At 61.4% G+C, this 18,279-nt stretch carries 14 protein-coding genes; 10 read left to right on the plus strand and 4 right to left on the minus strand.

Going from position 1 to position 18,279, the window contains the following annotated elements:
* Positions 1 to 120 precede the first annotated feature (120 nt).
* Both D0T11_RS14325 and D0T11_RS14330 read left to right on the plus strand, forming a co-directional pair.
* Positions 121 to 1,365 carry a zinc dependent phospholipase C family protein gene (locus D0T11_RS14325; RefSeq protein ID WP_119656483.1) on the plus strand — a complete coding sequence of 415 codons (1,245 nt, stop codon included), beginning with the start codon at positions 121 to 123 and terminating at the stop codon, positions 1,363 to 1,365.
* Between the two features lie 110 nt (positions 1,366 to 1,475).
* Positions 1,476 to 2,210, plus strand: a complete 735-nt coding sequence (locus tag D0T11_RS14330; RefSeq protein WP_119656484.1) for a peptidylprolyl isomerase — start codon at positions 1,476 to 1,478, stop codon at positions 2,208 to 2,210.
* Between the two features lie 13 nt (positions 2,211 to 2,223).
* Here D0T11_RS14330 and D0T11_RS14335 read toward each other — a convergent pair whose 3' ends face one another.
* Entirely contained in the window at positions 2,224 to 2,706 is a 483-nt protein-coding gene (locus tag D0T11_RS14335) for a hypothetical protein (RefSeq protein WP_119656485.1), read from the minus strand.
* 193 nt (positions 2,707 to 2,899) lie between these two features.
* Positions 2,900 to 4,987: a M13 family metallopeptidase gene (locus tag D0T11_RS14340; protein ID WP_119656486.1), complete on the minus strand. Its 2,088-nt coding sequence runs from the start codon at positions 4,985 to 4,987 to the stop codon at positions 2,900 to 2,902.
* 169 nt (positions 4,988 to 5,156) lie between these two features.
* On the opposite strand from D0T11_RS14340, the gene xseA reads away from it, so the two are divergent.
* The 6 genes from xseA (at position 5,157) to D0T11_RS14365 (ending at position 10,113) form a co-directional block, all read left to right on the plus strand.
* Entirely contained in the window at positions 5,157 to 6,656 is a 1,500-nt protein-coding gene (gene xseA / locus D0T11_RS14345; RefSeq protein WP_119656487.1) for an exodeoxyribonuclease VII large subunit, read from the plus strand.
* A 43-nt stretch (positions 6,657 to 6,699) separates the two neighbouring features.
* Positions 6,700 to 6,930, plus strand: a complete 231-nt coding sequence (xseB, locus tag D0T11_RS14350; RefSeq protein ID WP_119656488.1) for an exodeoxyribonuclease VII small subunit — start codon at positions 6,700 to 6,702, stop codon at positions 6,928 to 6,930.
* A gap of 90 nt (positions 6,931 to 7,020) precedes the next feature.
* Entirely contained in the window at positions 7,021 to 7,377 is a 357-nt protein-coding gene (locus tag D0T11_RS14355; RefSeq protein WP_119656489.1) for a hypothetical protein, read from the plus strand.
* Positions 7,378 to 7,403: 26 nt separating this feature from the next.
* A complete protein-coding gene (locus tag D0T11_RS22150; RefSeq protein ID WP_147374668.1) occupies positions 7,404 to 8,084 on the plus strand; it encodes a hypothetical protein in 681 nt (226 codons plus the stop codon).
* Positions 8,085 to 8,878: 794 nt separating this feature from the next.
* Positions 8,879 to 9,691, plus strand: a complete 813-nt coding sequence (locus tag D0T11_RS14360; protein WP_119656490.1) for a sensor histidine kinase — start codon at positions 8,879 to 8,881, stop codon at positions 9,689 to 9,691.
* Positions 9,688 to 10,113: a response regulator gene (locus tag D0T11_RS14365; RefSeq protein WP_119656491.1), complete on the plus strand. Its 426-nt coding sequence runs from the start codon at positions 9,688 to 9,690 to the stop codon at positions 10,111 to 10,113. The genes D0T11_RS14360 and D0T11_RS14365 overlap by 4 nt, the downstream gene beginning before the upstream one ends.
* A 105-nt stretch (positions 10,114 to 10,218) precedes the next feature.
* Here D0T11_RS14365 and D0T11_RS14370 read toward each other — a convergent pair whose 3' ends face one another.
* Both D0T11_RS14370 and D0T11_RS14375 read right to left on the minus strand, forming a co-directional pair.
* Entirely contained in the window at positions 10,219 to 13,020 is a 2,802-nt protein-coding gene (locus tag D0T11_RS14370) for a TonB-dependent receptor (protein WP_119656492.1), read from the minus strand.
* A 258-nt stretch (positions 13,021 to 13,278) separates the two neighbouring features.
* Positions 13,279 to 13,632, minus strand: coding sequence for an MGMT family protein (locus tag D0T11_RS14375; RefSeq protein ID WP_119656493.1), 354 nt, complete (start codon positions 13,630 to 13,632; stop codon positions 13,279 to 13,281).
* Between the two features lie 246 nt (positions 13,633 to 13,878).
* Here D0T11_RS14375 and D0T11_RS14380 point away from each other — a divergent pair, with 246 nt between their 5' ends.
* Positions 13,879 to 15,024: an efflux RND transporter periplasmic adaptor subunit gene (locus D0T11_RS14380; RefSeq protein ID WP_119656494.1), complete on the plus strand. Its 1,146-nt coding sequence runs from the start codon at positions 13,879 to 13,881 to the stop codon at positions 15,022 to 15,024.
* A 100-nt stretch (positions 15,025 to 15,124) separates the two neighbouring features.
* A complete protein-coding gene (locus tag D0T11_RS14385; protein WP_119656495.1) occupies positions 15,125 to 18,208 on the plus strand; it encodes an efflux RND transporter permease subunit in 3,084 nt (1,027 codons plus the stop codon).
* Positions 18,209 to 18,279 lie beyond the last annotated feature (71 nt).

The following is an 18,279-nucleotide window of genomic DNA, read 5'->3' on the forward strand; positions in this document are numbered from 1 at the left end:
GGCTGAACCGGTTTTGGCCCGCCGGGGCACTCAACGTGCGCTGGCAGCCGCAAAAAATGCGCGTATCTTTCTGTTGTCTTGTATCTTCGCTATTCGGCTCTTTACTGCCGGGCTCTCGTCATGAAAAAACTACTGGTCACCCTTTTTATCGTGCTGTTGTGCCCGGTGTTGTCACCCGGCTGGGGCTTTTTCGGGCACCGTACCATCACGCAGCTGGCCGTGTACTCGCTACCCACCGGCATGCGGCCCTTTTACTACCGCCACATGCTGCGGCTGGTAAAGCTGAGCACGGCCCCGGATGAGCGCCGCGACCAGGACCCGGGCGAGGCCAGCAAGCATTTCATCGACATCGACCACTACGGCGACGACCCCTTCGGGCTTATGCCTAAGGCCTGGGACAAGGCCGTAGCCAAGTACACCGTGGACACGCTGCGCAAGTACGGCACCCTGCCCTGGGCCGTGATAGAAACCAAGGAAAAGCTCACCAAAGCCTTCCGCGAGCAGGACACCACGGCTATTCTGGCCCTCTCGGCCGACCTGGGCCACTACGTGGCTGATGCCTATGTGCCGCTGCATACCACCGAGAACTACGACGGGCAACTGACCAAGCAGGAAGGCATGCACGCGCTTTGGGAAAGCAAGCTGCCCGAGCGTAACATTGCCAAGTACAAGCTCAAGAACGACCCGGGACGCTACGAGAAGGACCCGCTCAAGGACATCTGGCAGGTTATTCAGGAGTCGTACGGCTTTCTGGGGGCCACTTTCGATCTGGAAGAACAAGTCACGCGCAAGTACACGCCCGAAACCAAGTACGTGTTCAGCCACAAATACGGCAAAACCCGCCGGGCCTACTCCGATGCCTTCGCCGACGCCTACCACGAGAAGGTAGGCGGCATGGTGGCCTTTCGCCTCAAGCTGGCCCCCACCCTGGTAGCCTCCATGTGGATGACGGCCTGGAAGGACGCCGGCTCGCCCGACCTGGGCAAGCTGCTAAAAAAGCCCGTGACAAAGGAGGAGGAAGCAAAACTCGACCTGGAGCTGGACGCCTGGAAAGACAACCTGCTGGTGGAGCAGCAAACGCTGCTGGCCCTGCAACCCATGAAGGAGGCCGCTCGGCCCGACCTCATCAACGCGGCCCGCGCCATGCCCACCCTCTCCGACGATATTGAGGCCAAGGCTCCCGCGCCACTTCCCCCCGTGCCGGCCATCGTAGCCCCGGCGGCCCTGCCCGAAGGCACCACCAAAGTCAAGACCAAGGTGAAGCCTGCGGATGGTCCTGCGGTGAAGCAGAAAACCAAGCTGGCCCCCAAGTCCAAGAAGAAGGCCGATGAGGGCTGGAGTTCCCCGGCCGGCTCGGGTTGGTAGCCCCGGATTACGTTCCGGTTTTTACCTTTGAAGGGTGGTCCGGCCGGCAGGCCGGGCCACCCTTTTGGGTTTCCCCCGTTCCTTCCTCCGCTCCTGCCCCCTTTGCCGCCATGAAGCTTTCTTTCCTTTGCCTACCGCTGCTGGTACTCCTGGCCGCCTGCGGGCCGCCGCAACCCACCGATACTGCCACCGCTGCGCCGCCCCTGCCCGCCGTCCCCGGCCCCGACCTGATGGCTTTGGCCGACTCCAACGCCGCCCGCCTACTGCTGGCCTACGGGCGCGAATATCCGGGCCAGGAAGTGGTTCTGCGTACTCGTTTAGGCACTATGCGCATCCGCCTCTACGAGGATACTCCCATTCACGCGGCCAACTTTCTGCTGCTGAGTCGGAAGGGAGTCTTCGACGAATCGGTGTTCAACCGCGTGGTGAAGGGCCTGGTTATTCAGGGGGGAGGCTCGGAGCAGCGCACAATTGACATGCGCAGCTACCGGCTGCCGCCCGAAATCAGGCCCCATCACTTCCACAAGCGGGGTGCCTTGGCCATGGCCCGCTACGACGGGGCCATGAACCCCGACCGGCTTTCTTCCAACAACGACTTCTACATTGTGCAGGGCGAGCCCCTAACGCCCGAGCAAGCCCGCGCCGCCGCCGGCCGTGCCCTCACTCCCGAACAGGTGAAAGCGTACAGCACCGGTGGCGGCGTGCCCGGCCTCGACGGCCAGTATACCGTGTTCGGGGAAGTAGTAGAGGGCCTCGACGTCATCGACAAAATAGCCAACGAGCCCGTGGGCATGGACAACTGGCCCACCAAGGACGTAGGCATCAAGGTGGAGGTCTTGAAATGACAGTTGCTTACCACTATTCCCGCCGGATGCCGATGAGGCGGGTGTGCTGCACGTCGCCGGGCTGTTCCTGCATCAGTTCCAGGGCTTCAGCGCGGGTGTAGGTCAGGGGTTTATCGGTGAAGAAGCCGGCGGCGCTGACGTCGGCCCGGGGGTCAGTGGACTCCTGGCGGGCGGGCAGCAAATCCACGGATTTTGGCTTAATGGCACTCACGCGGTAGAAAAAGTAGCGCTGCTCGTTGCCGCCGGCGGGCTGGTAGGTCACCACGTACACGTCGTTCAGGCGGGGCTCCTGCACCTTCTGGGTCAGGGCCGAATCGGGCGGAGCGGGCAGCGGGGCCGAATCGGGCGTATCGGTGGCTACGGCGGGGGCAGCGTTGGCAGCGACGGGCGCGGCGCTCGGGCCGGGCGCGGCCGACTGGTCGGCGGGTTTTTGCTGGCAGGAGACGGCGGCCGTCAGCAGCAGCCCCAGCCCGGCAATACGAAGCGAAGAAATCATAGAACAAGTGTACGAAGATGCCGGCCGGAAGCCGTGCTGCCCGGCTCTTATTTCTGGCGCCGGTCCCTCAATCAGCCGGGTTCGGGCCACGCTCCAACCCAAGCATCAGGCATAAAAAAAGCGGCCCGCATCTGAGCGGGCCGCTTTCAAATAACCACGTCAGCTTATCTGCCAACGGCTTCAAACCGAACCCCTACCATATCCGGGCGCGGTCGGCCTGGGCGCGCATCATCTTGGCGTCCTCCTTGCAGCCGAAGGCTTCGTAGAACTCGGGCATGTTCATGAGCGGCCCCACCGTGCGGTACTGAGCCGGGGAGTGCGGATCGGTCATGACCTGCTGGCGCAGGTACTCGGGGCGGGCGTTGGTGCGCCACACCTGGGCCCAGGCCAGGAAGAAGCGCTGCTCGGGCGTGAGGCCATCGAACTTGGGCACCTGCTTGCCGGCGTTGGCCTTCTGGAGGGCCGAGTAGGCCAGGGCCAGGCCGCCGAAGTCGGCCAGGTTTTCACCCATCGTGAGCTTGCCGTTCACGTACACTGAATCCAGGGGCGAGAAAGCCGAATACTGCTTGTCAACCATGTCGGCCCGCTGCTGAAACTTGTCGGCGTCCTCCTTGGTCCACCAGTCGCGCAGGTTGCCCTGGGCATCGTACTGGCGGCCCTGGTCGTCGAAACCGTGGGTGATTTCGTGGCCGATAACCCCACCCATACCCCCGTAGTTCACGGCGTCGTCGGCGTTGGGGTCGAAGAAGGGCGGCTGCATGATACCGGCCGGGAACACGATTTCGTTCATGCTCGGGTTGTAGTAGGCATTCACCGTGGGCGGCGTCATGCCCCACTCCTGGCGGTCAATGGGCTTGCCGAACTTGCTCACATTGTCGTTGTAGCCCCATTCGCGGGAGGCCAGCACGTTTTGCAGGTAGGATTCGCGCGAGATAGTGAGGGCCGAATAGTCCTTCCACTTGTCGGGGTAGCCGATTTTCACGGTGAAGGCGGCCAGCTTCTTGAGGGCCTCCGTTTTGGTGGCGGCGCTCATCCAGTCGAGCTGCTGGATATGCTCGCCCATGGCGGCCTTAATGTTGGCTACCATCACGAGGGCCTTCGCCTTGGTATCGGGCGTGAAGGCCTTCTCCACGTACACCTGGCCGAAAGCTTCGCCCAGGGCGCCGTCGGTGGAGCGCAGCATGCGCTTCCAGCGGGGCTGCTGGCGCTTGGCCCCGGTGAGCACCTGCGCGAAGCGGAACTGCTCGTCGCCGTAGGCCTTGGGCAGGGCCGAGGCGAACGACGACACCAGGTGCCAGCGCATGTACGTTTTCAGGTTAGCCAGCGGCTCCTTTTTCATCAGGTCGCTGAGCTCCTTGAAGAACTCGGGCTGGCCCACAATCACCTGCTGGGCCGCGCCCAGGTTCATCATTTTGAGCGAGCTGGCCAGGTTCAGGTTCGGGAACTGCTTGCCAGCCTCAGCCAACGTCATTTTGTGGTAGTTGGCGTTGGGGTCGCGCAGGGCTACCCGGCTCTTGGAGGCCTTGGCCAGCTTGGTTTCGATGGCCAGCACGGCCGCCGCGTTTTTGGCCGCAGTGGCGTCGTTGTCGCCCACCATTTTAAACGTGTTGGTCAGGTAAGCAATATAGGCCGTGCGAATGCTCTTGGAACGGGCATCGTCCTTGAGGTAGTAGTCGCGGTCGGGCAGGCTCAGGCCGCCCTGGTAGAGGTTCACGGCGTACTCGTCGCTCTTCTTGTCGTCCTGGCCCACGTAGCCGTTGTAGAACGCGCCGGTCTGGATTTTCTGGGCGTGGACCACCTCCTTCTGGAGGTCGGCCAGGGTTTTAATGGCGTTGATGCGGTTGAGCTCGGGCTGCAAATACTTCAGGCCGGCCTGCTCGATGGCCATCGAGTCCATGGCCGAGGCGTAGAAGTCGCCGACCTTCTGGCCGTTGGAACCCTTGGCGGCCGAGGTGTTGGCCGCCGATTCGTCCAGGATCTGGCGCATCACCGTGTTGTTCTTGTCGGCCAGCTCGTTGAAGGAACCCCAGCGCGACTCCGCCGCCGGAATCGGGTTGTTCTGAAGCCAGTTACCCGAGGCGTACTGGAAGAAGTCGTCGCACGGATTCACGTTGGGGTTCATGTTGGCCACGTTCAGGCCCACACCCTTCGGATCGGCCGGGGCCGGCGTGGTGGTGGCCGGGGCAGCCGTGGTGGCTACCGGCTGGCTGGTGGCGCAGCTACCGAGCGAAAGGCCGGCAGCGGCCACGGCCAGCAGCGTAAGAGGGTTATTTTTTTTCATGAGCAGGAAAGATTGAAGGGTAAGGTGGAAAGGTAAATCTACCAAATGATCGGGAAATGATTCATTTTCCCGGACCGGGCCGCCGCCACCATGGGCTCACTAAACGCCCCCGATACCCGCGCCGCCGGGCGGTGCTCCACCCGGCCCGAGTGCGTATCTTGCGGGTCTGATGCCACTTTACAACCGCCGCCCCGAGCCGGGGCTTCCGTCGCCTGCCTCGCCCGCCGGGGCAGTTCTGCCACCCGCCGCATTGCCCCTGAGCGAGTTGCTGGCCCGGGTGCGCCAGACGCTGAGTGAGCGGTTCGCGGATTCCTACTGGGTGGTTGCCGAAATTTCGGACCTGACCCTGCCCCGCACCGTGGGGGCGCACTGCTACCTCACCCTCACCGACCAGCACACCACCGCCCGCGGAGCCCAGCTCAAGGCCCAGGCCCGGGCTACCATCTGGAGTGCGCGCTACCAGCAGCTGGCGGCCGCCTTCGAGCAGCAAACCGGCCTCACGCTGCGGCCGGGCCTCAAAATTATGCTGCGGGTGCAGGTCAAGTTCCACGAGCAGTACGGCCTGAGCCTCGATGTGCTGGCCCTCGACCCCACCTACACCGTTGGCGACCTGGCCCGGATTCGCCTCGAAACGCTGCGCCGGCTCCAGGCCGAGGGCTTGCTCGACCGACAGCAACGGCTGCCCCTGCCCATCGGGATTCAGCGGGTGGCCGTCGTTTCTTCGCCCACGGCCGCCGGCTGGCAGGATTTCGTGCACCAGCTCCAGGAAGCACCCTACGATTTTGCGCTCACCCTGTTCCCGGCCACCATGCAGGGCGAAGGTTCCCCGGCCAGCATCCGGGCCGCCCTCGACGCCATCCGGGGCCGGCGCCGCCAGTTCGAGGCCGTGGTGCTTATTCGGGGCGGGGGCTCCAAAACCGATTTGCTGGCCTTTGATGATTTTGGACTGGCGGCCGCCGTGGGCGCGTTTCCGCTGCCCGTGCTCACCGGCATCGGCCACGAACGCGACGAAGCCGTGGTGGACCTGACCGCCCATCTGGCCCTGAAAACGCCCACCGCCGTAGCCGCCTACCTCATCGAGCGACTGGCCCGCCTCGAAGGCGCGCTGGAAGGCTACGGCAGCCGCATCCGGGAACTGGCCCAGCACCAGGTGCAGCAGCAGGCCGCCCAGCTCAGCCGCCTGCTCCGCCAGGCCCACCGCGCCGCCCAGGGCCAGCTAGTGGAGCATCGCCACGCATTGCACCAGCGCATCCGGCTGGCGGCCGCTGCGCCCCGGGCGCAGCTGCGCCAGCAAAGCCAGGGGCTGGACCGCAAGCGGCACCACCTGCACCGGGCGGCCCGCCATGCCCTGCGCCACCACGAGCAGCACCTGCGCCAGCGGGGCCGCACCCTGGCCCAGCGGTTCCGCCGCCTGCACCGCCGCCGCCGCGAACAGCTCCTGCGCCGCCGCCACGCCCTGCAACTGGCTGCCCTGCGCCTGCTGCACCGCCAGCAGCTGCGCCTGGCCCAGCTGCCGACCCTACCCCCGCCCGGCACCGTGCGCCTGCTCACGCCCAAGGGCCGCCCCATAACCGGCCCCCTCCGGCCGGGCCAGGAAATTCTGCTGTGCCTACCCGACGCGGTAGTTCCCGCCCGCGTTGGGGGGCAACTGCCCCTCTTCTTGCGGTAGATCGAATTCGCTCTTCGCTCTCCCTAACCTTCACCTCCGCCCCATGCCGCCTAAGCCTACTGAACTCACCTACCGCCAAGCCATCGAGGAACTCGAAACCATTTTGCGTGCCCTCGAAACCGATGCCGTGGACGTGGACGACCTCACCACACGCGTCCAGCGCTCGGCCGAACTCATCCGACTCTGCAAGCTCAAGCTCCGCTCCGCCGAACAGGCCATCGACCAGGTTTTCGAGAATCTGGAGGAAGAGGACGAGAAATTCGCAGAGGAATAATACACAGCCTTCCTGGCTAAGTTATAGCGCAGGTGATAGTCTTTCCCTTATATTTGGATTTTACCTCCTCTCTTCTTCTCTGCTGCACCTATGACGAACGATGATCTGCAACAAGCCAGCGCCTGGACCCGCAACTACCGGGACCAGAATCCCAATGGCATTAAAGCCCACTGCCTGTCCGCCGAAACCCTGCAAGGCATCCTGAGCCAGTCCGGCTGCGTGGGCGTGCGGGCTTATTATGGATTAGACGAAGTGGGAGCTCCCAAGCTAGTGCTGGTTGGTTACGATGCCAACCAGCACGACATTTTACCCGCTTCGCCAGAAATGGTGCCGCAAAGTATGGACGGCAGAACATCAGCCGACGAAACTGATCTGCCCGTGAGCATCAGCATTAATAATCAGCCGTGCCCTCCTTGCTGTAGTCTACAGAATACGTTGAATAGTTAATGCTGCTAATATCAGTACCTCACGCAATGCCTGTCTGGTTTAAGGCCTTCTGTGACATTGTGGAAGCAATAGCGTACACCTTCATGCTTGTTCCAGCCACTTTAGCCGTCTATAAAAGGCGCTCTTTACGTGGTGGTATGCGAATATTAGCATACCTGCCTGCCTATCTGTTTGGCATGTTCGTACTGACACGCATTGGAAATTATATTTTTCACTACAATCTACCCTTCATTCATATATCTACTATCGGCGAAACACTGCTATATATCAAGATATATCACGATGAATTTATCGACAAAAAGGCCAAGCAGCATATACGCATTCTAGCTGCTATATTCTTATTATTTGCATTTATAGATTCTTTATGGCTGGAAGGTTTCGACAAAATAAACTCGTATACGAACTTAGTCGAAAGTGTTTTTATTATAGGTTTATCATTTTTATTCTTTGAAAGAATAGCTATTCAAAAAAGACAAATTCCCATTCAAAAAATTCCTTTGTTTGTAGCAACCGTAGGCATAGTAATTTATTTATCCGGAACTATTATATTATATCTTACTGTTAACCATTTCATTGTTTTTAATGATGAGTACAACGCACGAAAAATATATTTATTCAATTCATTATTAGTTTTGTTATTAGCAATAACATTGTTTCGATCTTTTTTATTAATCAATATAGAACATAAAAAAGCAACAATTATATAAAAAAATCAACATGCAATATATACATATATTGCCACTATAATTACCAGCTATATAGCGGCTGCGCGAACAGCATCATTTCGCCATTGATTCCCTCCACCACTTAACTCATTTATATCGGTTTCGTGAACCATAGACCTGATCTGTAAGGACACGTCTCTACATCTTGTCGTCCGCGCCGTTGGTCCGTTACCATTCAACGAGCAGCCAGAAAGATGCGTCGCTTGTATGATGTAGTGCCTTTCAAGTGAAAGGTAGCCAGCTCCTCGAAACGGGGACACCTTGCGTCTCGAAAGGCAGCGCCTTGTCCCTGACCTTATAATGCAGGTTTTGTGCCCCGTTTCATTGTTTTTACCTGAAGACTGCACAGAAGCTGTTTAGAAAGTCAAAAAATCTGTCATCCTGCGCTTGCGAAGCGCCTTATTAAGCGGGCCTATTTCGACTTATTTCCGAGTTGTGCGGACGTGATAAGGCGCTTCGCAAGCGCAGGATGACAGACTTTTTGACTTTCTAAACAGCTTCATTAATTTAGCGAGCGATATCTCATAAATACAGTTCCCGAATTCTACCCTTCCCTGCGCGCCATTCATTTCGGCCTGCTGCTGTACCTCTTATAGCGCTCTTCCCGATGGGCGTAACGCCACGCCACGCCCTGCCCCGGTGGCTGCGGTTGCGGCTGGGGTGGCGGCCCCCGGGCAAAAGGTGGCAGTATCGGGTACTCCCGCCGCATCTGGTAGGATAAATCCTTTTATCTTGAGCCAGTAACCCGGCCAGCCGGGTTACTGGCTCCCTCCTCTATGCCCGACGCGCTCCTGCCCCTGGTCCTCGTGACGCCCATCCTGCTGCTGCTGGCCCTGGGCATCGTGGGGTTTGTGGTGCGCTACCAGCGCCGCCTGATTCAGCAGCAGCTGGAAATGCAGGAGCTGCACGAAACCGGCCAGCAACAGGCCCTGGAGGCAGCGTTGCTGGCCCAGGAAGAGGAACGCCGCCGCATTGCCGGCGACCTGCACGATGGGGTGGGTACTACGCTGGCCATCGTCAAGCTCCACCTCAACACGCTCAACCAGCCCGAGCTCACTCAGGAAGCCACCCTGCTGCTCGATCAGGCCATTAATGAGGTGCGGCGGATTTCGCGCAACCTGCTGCCGGCGGCCCTCCAGAAATTCGGGCTTTCCTTTGCCCTGGAGGCCCTGGCGCGCACTATTCCGGCCGACGGGCCTACCCAGGTGAGCGTGGAGCAGCACGGCCAGCCCCACCGCCTCGATGCCCAGTACGAGCTGATTGTGTACCGGGTGGTGCAGGAGCTGCTGGGCAACGGCCTGCGCCACGCCCACGCCAGCCAGATTCACGTGGTCGTGGAGTTCGGCCCCGAGGCCTTGGCATTGCGCTACTCCGACAACGGTATCGGCTTCGACCCCACCCTACCCGACCAGCCCCCGCTCCCGGGCTCCCGTACCGGTTTGGGCCTCACCAACCTGCGCAGCCGCGTGGGCGTTCTGCGGGGTACCCTGCGCCACGAATCAGCCCCCGGGCAGGGCACCAAGGTTTGGATTTCGTTGCCGCTCCCGTATCTTGTTACCAATCAGCCCTCTACTTTACCCCTGGCATGACCACACCTTCCATACGCCTCGCCGTAGTTGACGACCATATTCTGTTCCGCAAGGGCCTGCGTGCCCTCATCAGTGGCTTCCCCGGCATGGAGGTTCTCTTTGAAGCCGGCGACGGCCAGGAGCTACTCGAACACCTCGACCACGGCACTATTCCCGACGTGATTCTCATGGATTTGCAGATGCCCGTGCTCGACGGCCTGCAAACCGTGCGCCTGCTGCGCGCCCAGTACCCGCAGGTGCGCTCGATCATCATCTCCATGCACGATGAGCCCGAACTCATCGACTCGCTGCGGGCCGAAGGAGCCCACGGCTACCTGCTGAAAAACGCCAGCCCGGAGGAGGTGCTGGGGACCATCCAGCACGTCATCACCCTCAAGCCCGGCCCTATCCCACCCCGCCCGCTGCTGTCGGTTTCGCTTTAATCCGCGCCGGGGCCAGGCTGCTTTGCCAACGCACTGCTTGCGCATACAAAGAGCCGCTCCGGTACCGGGGCGGCTCTTTGTATGCGCAAGCAGTGCGTTGTTTGGTTACAGGCCCACCGACAGGCCCACGGTGAACGTGCGGCCCCGGTTGAAGAAGGCATTCAGCAGGTTCGGGTTGGCAACGTTCGAGCTGTTGCGGTTCGAGACGTCGGTGAAGTAATACTCATTGAGCACGTTCAGCACCGAGGCCCGCAGGCCGATCCGCACCTTGTCGTTATACACTGGCTTGAGCTCGTAGCCGAAGTGCAGGTCCAGGTTTTTGGTGGTGGGCAGACGGTAGGCATCAGTACGGGAGTCTTCTTCTAGAATGCTTTCGGGGTTGAAGGCCGCGTAATACTTCGAGAATACCAGAAAAGATGGCCGCACGTACAACCCGCGGATCGGCTCGTAGCGCAAGCCCAGCTGAAACTGGTTCTGGGCCGCGTCGCCCACATGCACGCCATCCAGGTACACCGGCTGGTCGATCTGGCCGATCTGTTCGTTCGATTCGTTGGTCTGGTTCAGCAGGCCCTTACCCGTCCAGCGCCAGTCGGCCACCGAAATGGCGGCGTTGAGTTGCAGGCTGCGGCTGATTTCCTGGGCCACGCTCATTTCCACGCCCATGTGGCGGGCATTGATGTTGCGCACCGTGCTGTACACCACTTCCCCCGTGGCCGTAGAAACGGAGTTGGTGGATTTGTTGGCCCAGAGCGTGTAATAGGCGTTTAGGGTTGCCTTCAGGCTGGGGTAGCTGATGCCGTAGCCGGCCTCTACGCTGGTGATGCCCTCGGGCTTCACGTTTTTGTAGAGCAGCCCCTGGGACGTGTACACCTGGTTGAAGAAGGGCACCTTGCTGTTGTAGCCCACGTTCACGAACAGGTTGTTGCGCTCCGTGATGTTGTAGTTGGCTCCGGCCTTCACGCTGTAGCCCGTGAAATCGGCCCAGGGCGTTTCCAGGTTCTGGCCGTCGGCGTTGGTGTAGGTTTGGCCGTTTACCGTAACGGGCTTTTCGAAGGGCACGTCGTAGGCTTTGCCATCCACAGTTACCTGCTTAGCCCGGAAAAAGTCGATGCGCTTGTACCGGATCTGGGAAATCGTGCCGCTTACTACGGCCGACAGCACCGGGGTTTTGTATTCGATCTGGCCGTAGCCGCCGGCCCACTGGGTTTTACCGTCGTAGTTATAGCTGATTTTGTCGCCTTCGCGCAGGCGGGTGCCGGGGGCCTCGTTCAGGTTGCCGGTGGTGCGGGTGGTACCCGGCGTGTAGTTGAGGTGGGTGTAGTCGCCGCCCAGCAGGTCGCGTACTTCGCGGTAGTGCAGGCCCCGATACAGGCGCCCGTCGAGGCCGGCGGAGAGGGTGAGCTTGTCAGACAGTGCATAGTCGGCCCCTACTACGCCGCCGTACCAGCGGTGGCTGTTCACACTGTTAACTAAAAACTGGCTGGACCGCCGCTCCTGCGTGAACAGCGTGTCGTTCTTACGGGTAACCGGGTTGAGCACGAAAGGATAGTTGCGGACATTGGCGTTGTAGATGCCCTGAAAGTCCGTCTGGCCATTGGCCGTGCTGATGGTGCTGCTGTTACCAGTGGTCAGGCCGCTTACGCCCCCGCCATTGCCGAACGAGGCGTAGGCCACCGCACTCAGGAACAGCTTGTCGTTCACCTGCCAGTAGTCGTTGAGGTTGATCTGGGGTTTGTGGTAGTAGTTGCTCCGCTCGTTCAGGGTTTCTTTGTCGCCCACGTTGGTTACTTCCCGGGTAACCGGGTTGCGGTCGTACCGAGTGAGCGTGCCCCAGTATTGGTTGTAGTCGAAGCCCCGGTTGCCGCCGGCAATGGGGTTAGCGCCGATTTCCCGGGCTTTGGCAGTCGAGTACAGGCCCACCGGCTGGGCGAAGCTGCGCTGGCCGTGGCTCTGGGGCGAGCCCATGCCCGTGAGCGAGAGGCGGTGGCGGCCCAGGCGCTTGCTGATGTTGCCAAAGTACGTCCAGGCATCGTCAAACGTCTTGTCCACCCAGCCATCGGAGGTGCGGCGGGAGCCGAAGGCGGTAACGGCCCAGTCGCCCTTGAGCGTGCCGCTGCTCAGCATCAGCGAAGACTTGAAGTAGTTGTTGGAGCCGGTTTCAACCCGGGCCAGGGCAGCCTTCTTGTCGTCGAAACCTTTGGTGAGTACGTTGATGGTACCACCGATAGAAGGCACCGAAATTTTGGAAGCCGACAAGCCGCGCTGCACTTGCAGGCTCTTGGTCACGTCGCCCAAATCCCAGTTCGACCAGAACACCTGGCCTGTTTCCATGTCGTTGACGGGCACCCCGTTCACGAGCACGGCCACGTTGCGCTGGTCGAAGCCCCGGATGTTGATGCGGGAGTCGCCGGCCCCGCCGCCGCCCTGGGTGGCGTACACGCCGGGCGTTTCGTTGAGAATCAAGGGCAGGTCGCGGTTGCCCAGGGTTTCGCGCAGCTTCACCTCGCTTACGGCCGCGAAGGCCACGGGCGTGGAACGCTCCACGGCCACCCCCAACGAGCCCACTACCTGCACTTCACTCAGCGTAGCCCCATCCGACACCAGGTTGAAGGTTGCGGTGGCATTCTGGGTGGTCACCTTCACCTGTTGCTCCAGCACTTTGTAGCCGATGAAGGAGGCCCGCACAGTATAAGTGCCCGGCTTGAGACCCGGCACAATGTAGCTGCCGCTTTCCTCGGCCCCGGCCCCCGTGTTGGTCCCGTCGCCCACTACCTGCACCGTCGCGCCGGGCAGCGCTTCGCCGGAAAGCTTATCAAGGATGCGCCCCTTAATAGCGAAGGTGTTCTGACCCAGCGCCGACAAAGCGGCCAGGCAAACCAATACAAAAGAAAGTAAGGTGTGTTTCATGCAGTAGTCCTAGGGGTGCAGCGTTTGCACAGGCAAAGGTAAGGGTTTGAGAAGTAGCAGGAAACCGAAAAAAAGGCTGGATTCACTATTTCCGCGAACCAACAGAATTGCGCACTGCCGGTGCGCCCGGGCGTCTTCTGCCGCACCAGTGGCCAGGCGCCCTGTGCGCCCTGTGCGCCCTGTGCGCCCTGTGCGCTGCTTACGGAGTTGTTCGGTTGCGCGGCCCCGCCCATAGCGGGCGGCCGCTATGGGCGGGGCTTACTCCAGTTCGGTAGCCGGGTCCCAGAATACGGTTTTGAACTCCGCCACCTGATCCTCCACTACGCGCACCCCCTCCGCCTCCAGGGCCTGCTGCATGGCCGTGGGCGTGGCGAAGTGCAGCCGGCCCGTGAGCTGCCCGTTGCGGTTGATGACGCGGTGAGCCGGCACGTAGGCGTGGGCGGTGTGGGCGGCCATCATGGCCCAGCCCACCATGCGCGCCCCGTGCCGGGCACCCAGGTAGTGGGCAATGGCCCCGTAGGTCGTCACGCGGCCCGCCGGCACCAGCCGCACCACCGCATGAACTTCCTGGAAGAAATTACGCTGGGCTTCGGTGGGGTTGCGGGGTATCATGGGCGTAGTGCGTAGTGAGTGGAAACGAGCAGGCGGCGCAAGTAGGGCAAACGGGAGGTCAAACTCACTATTTCACCACCTTCCCACTTCACCGCCGGCGCAACCCCGGCGCATTTTCGGTGTCTTACCCCCGTTATCCAGTCCGGTGCCGCCTTGCACCAACCTGCGGCAGGAGCGCTGCGTTGTGAGTGTTACAACGGGTGCCTGCGCAGTGAGGCCGCCCGGTAACCGCCGTTGAAATTCCCCATGCAGACCCAGGAATACAGTGAATCAGAAGTAGCCGAAACCCGCCCCGGCGGAGTGGGCAACCGCATCCTTTGGCTGCTGGTGGCCCTGGCCGTGGTGGGTGGGCTGGTGTTCGCCAAGCTGAAGTACTTCCCCTCCCCCGAAGCCAAAGGCGGTGGTAAAGGAGCCGCTAAAGGCGGGAAGGGCAAGGATGGACCCGCCAAGGCCGGCCCCGCCCTGCCGGTGGAAGTGTACGTGGTGCAGGCCACCAACTTGGCCGACGCCGTGGCCGCCACGGGCTCGGTGCTGGCCGAAGAATCGGTGATAATTAAGAGTGAGGTGGCGGGCAAAATCACCCGTCTCAACCTGCGCGAGGGCCAGCCGGTACGCCAGGGTCAGGTGCTGGTCACCATTAACGCCGCCGAAATCCAGGCCGCCCTGCGCAAGCAGGAGTACAACATCCGCCTTTACCGCGACCAGGAAAAGCGCCAGCATACGCTGCTCGACAAGGAATTCATCAGTGCCCAGGAGTACGAGCAGGCCAACAACCAGCTGCTCACGGCCCAGGCCGACCTGGGCGCGTTGCGGGCCACGCTGGCCAAATCCACCATCCGCGCTCCGTTTGATGGGGTGCTGGGCCTGACGACGGCCACCGTGGGCACCTACGTGAGCCCCGGCACCGACATCACCACGCTCTCGAAGGTGAAGCCGGTAAAGATTGAGTTTGCCGTGCCCGGCCGCTTCGCCCGCCTGGTGAAGCTCCAGGACCCCATCACCATTACCGACGAGGGCTCCAACAACAAGTTTGAGGCGAAAGTATACGCCCTCGACCCGCAGATTGACCCGGTGAGCCGCACCCAGACGGTGCGCGCCCGCTATGCCAATACCCAGAACGAGCTGCGCCCCGGCGCGTTCGTGAAGGTGAACCTCGAACTCGGCGAAACCAAGGGGGCCTTGCAGGTGCCCACCGAAGCCGTGGTGCCCGAAGCCGCCGGTTACAGCGTGTACACCGTGAAAAACGGCAAAATGGAACCCCGCAAAATCAAGATCGGGATGCGCTCCAACAAGTTGATTCAGGTAACCGACGGACTAAGCGTCGGGGACTCCATCATCCGGACCGGCATTTTGCAGGTAAAGCCCGGAGACGCGGTACGCGTGATCCAATAGCTTTCACGCAGTGTTTGCCGTGGGTAGCGCAGTGGCCCACCGTGGACGACCACCCCGAAACACTGCGTCATCCACCCCGAGACACCGCGTGAAATAACTCATGAGTTTATCATCAACCAGTATCAACCGCCCGGTTCTCGCCCTTGTGATGAGCCTGGTGATTGTCATTTTTGGCGTGATTGGGTTTCGCTACCTGAGCATCCGCGAGTACCCGAGCGTCGACCCGCCCATTATCAGCGTGTCGGCCAGCTACACCGGGGCCTCGGCCGACGTGATGCAGAGCCAGGTGACGGAAGTGCTCGAAGAGGCCATCAACGGCGTGCAGGGCATCAAGAACCTGACCTCCAACTCCCGCGACGGCCGGGCCAGCATCAAAGTCGAATTCGACCTTGACGCCGACCTGGAAACGGCCGCCAACGACGTGCGCGACAAGGTATCGGGGGTGCAGGGCCGTCTGCCGCGCGATATGGACCCGGCCACCGTGAGCAAGGCCAACGCCGACTCCCAGCCCATCGTGCTGACCTACCTGAGCTCCAACCGCCGCACCCTGCTCGAACTCACCGACTACGCCAACAACACGCTCAAGGAACGCCTCCAGACCATTCCCGGCGTGTCGGAAATCCGGGTGTACGGGGAGCGCAAGTACTCCATGCGCCTCTGGCTCGACCCCGTAAAGCTCTCGGCCCTGAGCGTGAGCCCGGTGGAAATCCAGCAGGCCCTGGCCCGCGAAAACGTGGAGCTGCCCAGCGGCACGGTGCAGGGCCAGGCCACCCAGCTCACGCTGCGCACCATGGGCCGCCTCACCTCGGTGGAGGACTTCAACAACCTCATCATCCGCCGCGACGCGGCTTCGCTGGTGCGTATGTCGGATATTGGGTATGCCGAGCTCTACCCCGAAAACGACCAGACGATTTTCCGGGTGAACGGAGTACCCGGCGTGGCGCTGGCCGTGATTCCGCAGCCCGGCTCCAACCAGATTGACATTGCCGACGAATTCAACAAGCGTATTGCCCAATTCGGCAAGGACCTGCCCGAAGATCTGGAGTTGCGCCAAGCCATCGACTACTCCGTTTTCATCCGCAAATCCATCAGCGAGGTCGAGCACACGCTCATCGAGGCCTTCGTGCTGGTAGTGGTCATCATCTTCCTGTTCCTGCGCGACTGGCGTTCCACGCTCATTCCCATCGTGGCCATTCCGGTGTCGCTGATCGGCATTTTCTTCGTGATGTACCTGATGGATTTCTCCATTAACGTGCTCACGCTGCTGGGCGTGGTGCTGGCCATCGGGCTGGTGGTGGATGACGCCATTGTGGTACTGGAGAACATTTACTCGCGCATCGAGGACGGCGAGGAGCCCCGGGAAGCGTCCATCAAAGGTTCGGAGGAAATCCTGATGGCCGTTATCAGTACCACCGTGGTGCTGGCGGCCGTGTTCCTGCCGGTGGTATTCCTGACCGGCATTACCGGCCGCCTGTTCCGCGAGTTCGGCATCGTAGTGGCGGGCTCGGTGCTGATTTCGGCCTTCGTTTCGCTCACGCTCACGCCCATGATGTGCTCGCGGCTGCTCAAGCGCGAGCAGACCCACAACTGGTTCTATCGCAAAACCGAGCCCTTCTTCGAGCGCGTTATCAACGGCTACCGCAGTAGCCTGGAAACCTTTCTGCGCAACCGCTGGCTGGCCTGGCTAGTGGTGGCGGGCACGGGGGTGGGCATCTGGTTTTTCCTGGGGGCTATTCCCTCGGAGCTGGCCCCGGTGGAAGACCGCAGCCGCGTAAACATGAACGCCACCGGCCCCGAAGGGGCTTCTTACGAGTTTATGGACCAGTACATGGCCCAGGTGACGCAGATGTCCCGCGACTCGGCCGGCGACGACCTCAACAGCCTGTTCACCGTCACGTCGCCGGGTTGGTCGGGCAGCTCCAACTCGGGCATTGCCCGGGTGCTGCTCAAGGACGCCGACGACCGTACCCGCACCCAGAGCCGGGTGGCCGACGCGCTGAGCGCGGGCGTGAAGGACCTCACCGCCGCCCGCACCTCCGTCAGCCAGGACCAGAGCATCGGCTCGGGCGGGGGTGGCGGGCTGCCGGTGCAGTTCGTGATTCAGACCCAGGACTTCGAGAAGCTGCGCACGGCCGTGCCCAAGTTCCTGGAAGCCGCCCGCCTAGACCCCACCTTCCAGTACGTGGACGTGGACCTGAAATTCAACAAACCCGAGCTGCGCGTAAACATCAACCGCGACAAAGCCCAGAGCCTGGGCGTATCGGTGCAGGATATTTCCCAGACCTTGCAGGCCGGCCTGAGCGGGCAGCGCTACGGCTACTTCATCAAGAACGGCAAGCAGTACCAGATTATCGGGCAGGTGGCCCGCGAAGACCGCAGCCAGCCGCTGGATGTGCGCCTGCTCTCGGTGAAGAGCCGCACCGGGGCCATCGTGCAGCTCGACAACGTGATAACGCTCACCGAAAGCAGCACCCCGCCCCAGCTCTACCGCTTCAACCGCTACAACGCGGCTACCTTCTCGGCCTCCCTGGCCCCGGGCGAAACGCTGGGCGACGGTATTGCCGCCATGCAGGCCATTGCCGACCAGACCCTCGACGACACCTACTCCACCGAATTAGCCGGCGCCTCCCGCGACTTCCAGGAAAGCTCCTCGTCGCTGCTGTTCGCCTTCGGGCTGGCCCTGGTGCTGATTTACCTGGTGCTGGCGGCCCAGTTCGAGAGCTTCCGCGACCCGGTCATCATTATGGCCACTGTGCCGCTGGCCCTGAGCGGGGCGCTGCTGAGTTTGTGGTACTTCAACCAGACGCTCAACCTGTTCTCCCAGATCGGCATTATCATGCTCATCGGGCTGGTGACGAAAAACGGCATTCTCATCGTCGAATTTGCCAATCAGCAGGTGGAGCAGGGCATGGATTACATGGCCGGGCTGGTAGAAGGGGCCACAGCCCGCTTCCGCCCCATCCTGATGACGAGCCTGTGCGCCATCCTGGGCATTCTGCCCATTGCCGTGGCTACGGGTGCGGGCGCGCTCAGCCGCCGGGCCATGGGCATTGGCGTGGTGGGCGGCCTGTTTTTTGCCACCGTGCTCACGCTCTACGTAGTGCCAGTGATGTACTCCTACTTCGCCACGGCCAAAAAGCACCGCCAGCCGGCTCCTGAAGAGCAGGAGGCGGTAACGGCGTAGGGTTGCTGGCACCTGTACCTGTGGCATCGTTTCACCATTCTTCATCCTGCTGCCCTAGCAAAGCTTTCCCC

It is taken from the genome of Hymenobacter rubripertinctus (genome assembly GCF_003583925.1).
GTDB lineage: Bacteria > Bacteroidota > Bacteroidia > Cytophagales > Hymenobacteraceae > Hymenobacter > Hymenobacter rubripertinctus.

Excerpts from the sequence above, each read along its gene's own strand:
- D0T11_RS14325 (WP_119656483.1), top strand. The coding sequence starts at position 121 with ATGAAAAAACTACTGGTCACCCTTTTTATCGTGCTGTTGTGCCCGGTG.
- D0T11_RS14330 (WP_119656484.1), top strand. The coding sequence starts at position 1,476 with ATGAAGCTTTCTTTCCTTTGCCTACCGCTGCTGGTACTCCTGGCCGCC.
- D0T11_RS14335 (WP_119656485.1), bottom strand. The coding sequence starts at position 2,706 with ATGATTTCTTCGCTTCGTATTGCCGGGCTGGGGCTGCTGCTGACGGCC.
- D0T11_RS14340 (WP_119656486.1), bottom strand. The coding sequence starts at position 4,987 with ATGAAAAAAAATAACCCTCTTACGCTGCTGGCCGTGGCCGCTGCCGGC.
- xseA (WP_119656487.1), top strand. The coding sequence starts at position 5,157 with ATGCCACTTTACAACCGCCGCCCCGAGCCGGGGCTTCCGTCGCCTGCC.
- xseB (WP_119656488.1), top strand. The coding sequence starts at position 6,700 with ATGCCGCCTAAGCCTACTGAACTCACCTACCGCCAAGCCATCGAGGAA.
- D0T11_RS14355 (WP_119656489.1), top strand. The coding sequence starts at position 7,021 with ATGACGAACGATGATCTGCAACAAGCCAGCGCCTGGACCCGCAACTAC.
- D0T11_RS22150 (WP_147374668.1), top strand. The coding sequence starts at position 7,404 with ATGCCTGTCTGGTTTAAGGCCTTCTGTGACATTGTGGAAGCAATAGCG.
- D0T11_RS14360 (WP_119656490.1), top strand. The coding sequence starts at position 8,879 with ATGCCCGACGCGCTCCTGCCCCTGGTCCTCGTGACGCCCATCCTGCTG.
- D0T11_RS14365 (WP_119656491.1), top strand. The coding sequence starts at position 9,688 with ATGACCACACCTTCCATACGCCTCGCCGTAGTTGACGACCATATTCTG.
- D0T11_RS14370 (WP_119656492.1), bottom strand. The coding sequence starts at position 13,020 with ATGAAACACACCTTACTTTCTTTTGTATTGGTTTGCCTGGCCGCTTTG.
- D0T11_RS14375 (WP_119656493.1), bottom strand. The coding sequence starts at position 13,632 with ATGATACCCCGCAACCCCACCGAAGCCCAGCGTAATTTCTTCCAGGAA.
- D0T11_RS14380 (WP_119656494.1), top strand. The coding sequence starts at position 13,879 with ATGCAGACCCAGGAATACAGTGAATCAGAAGTAGCCGAAACCCGCCCC.
- D0T11_RS14385 (WP_119656495.1), top strand. The coding sequence starts at position 15,125 with ATGAGTTTATCATCAACCAGTATCAACCGCCCGGTTCTCGCCCTTGTG.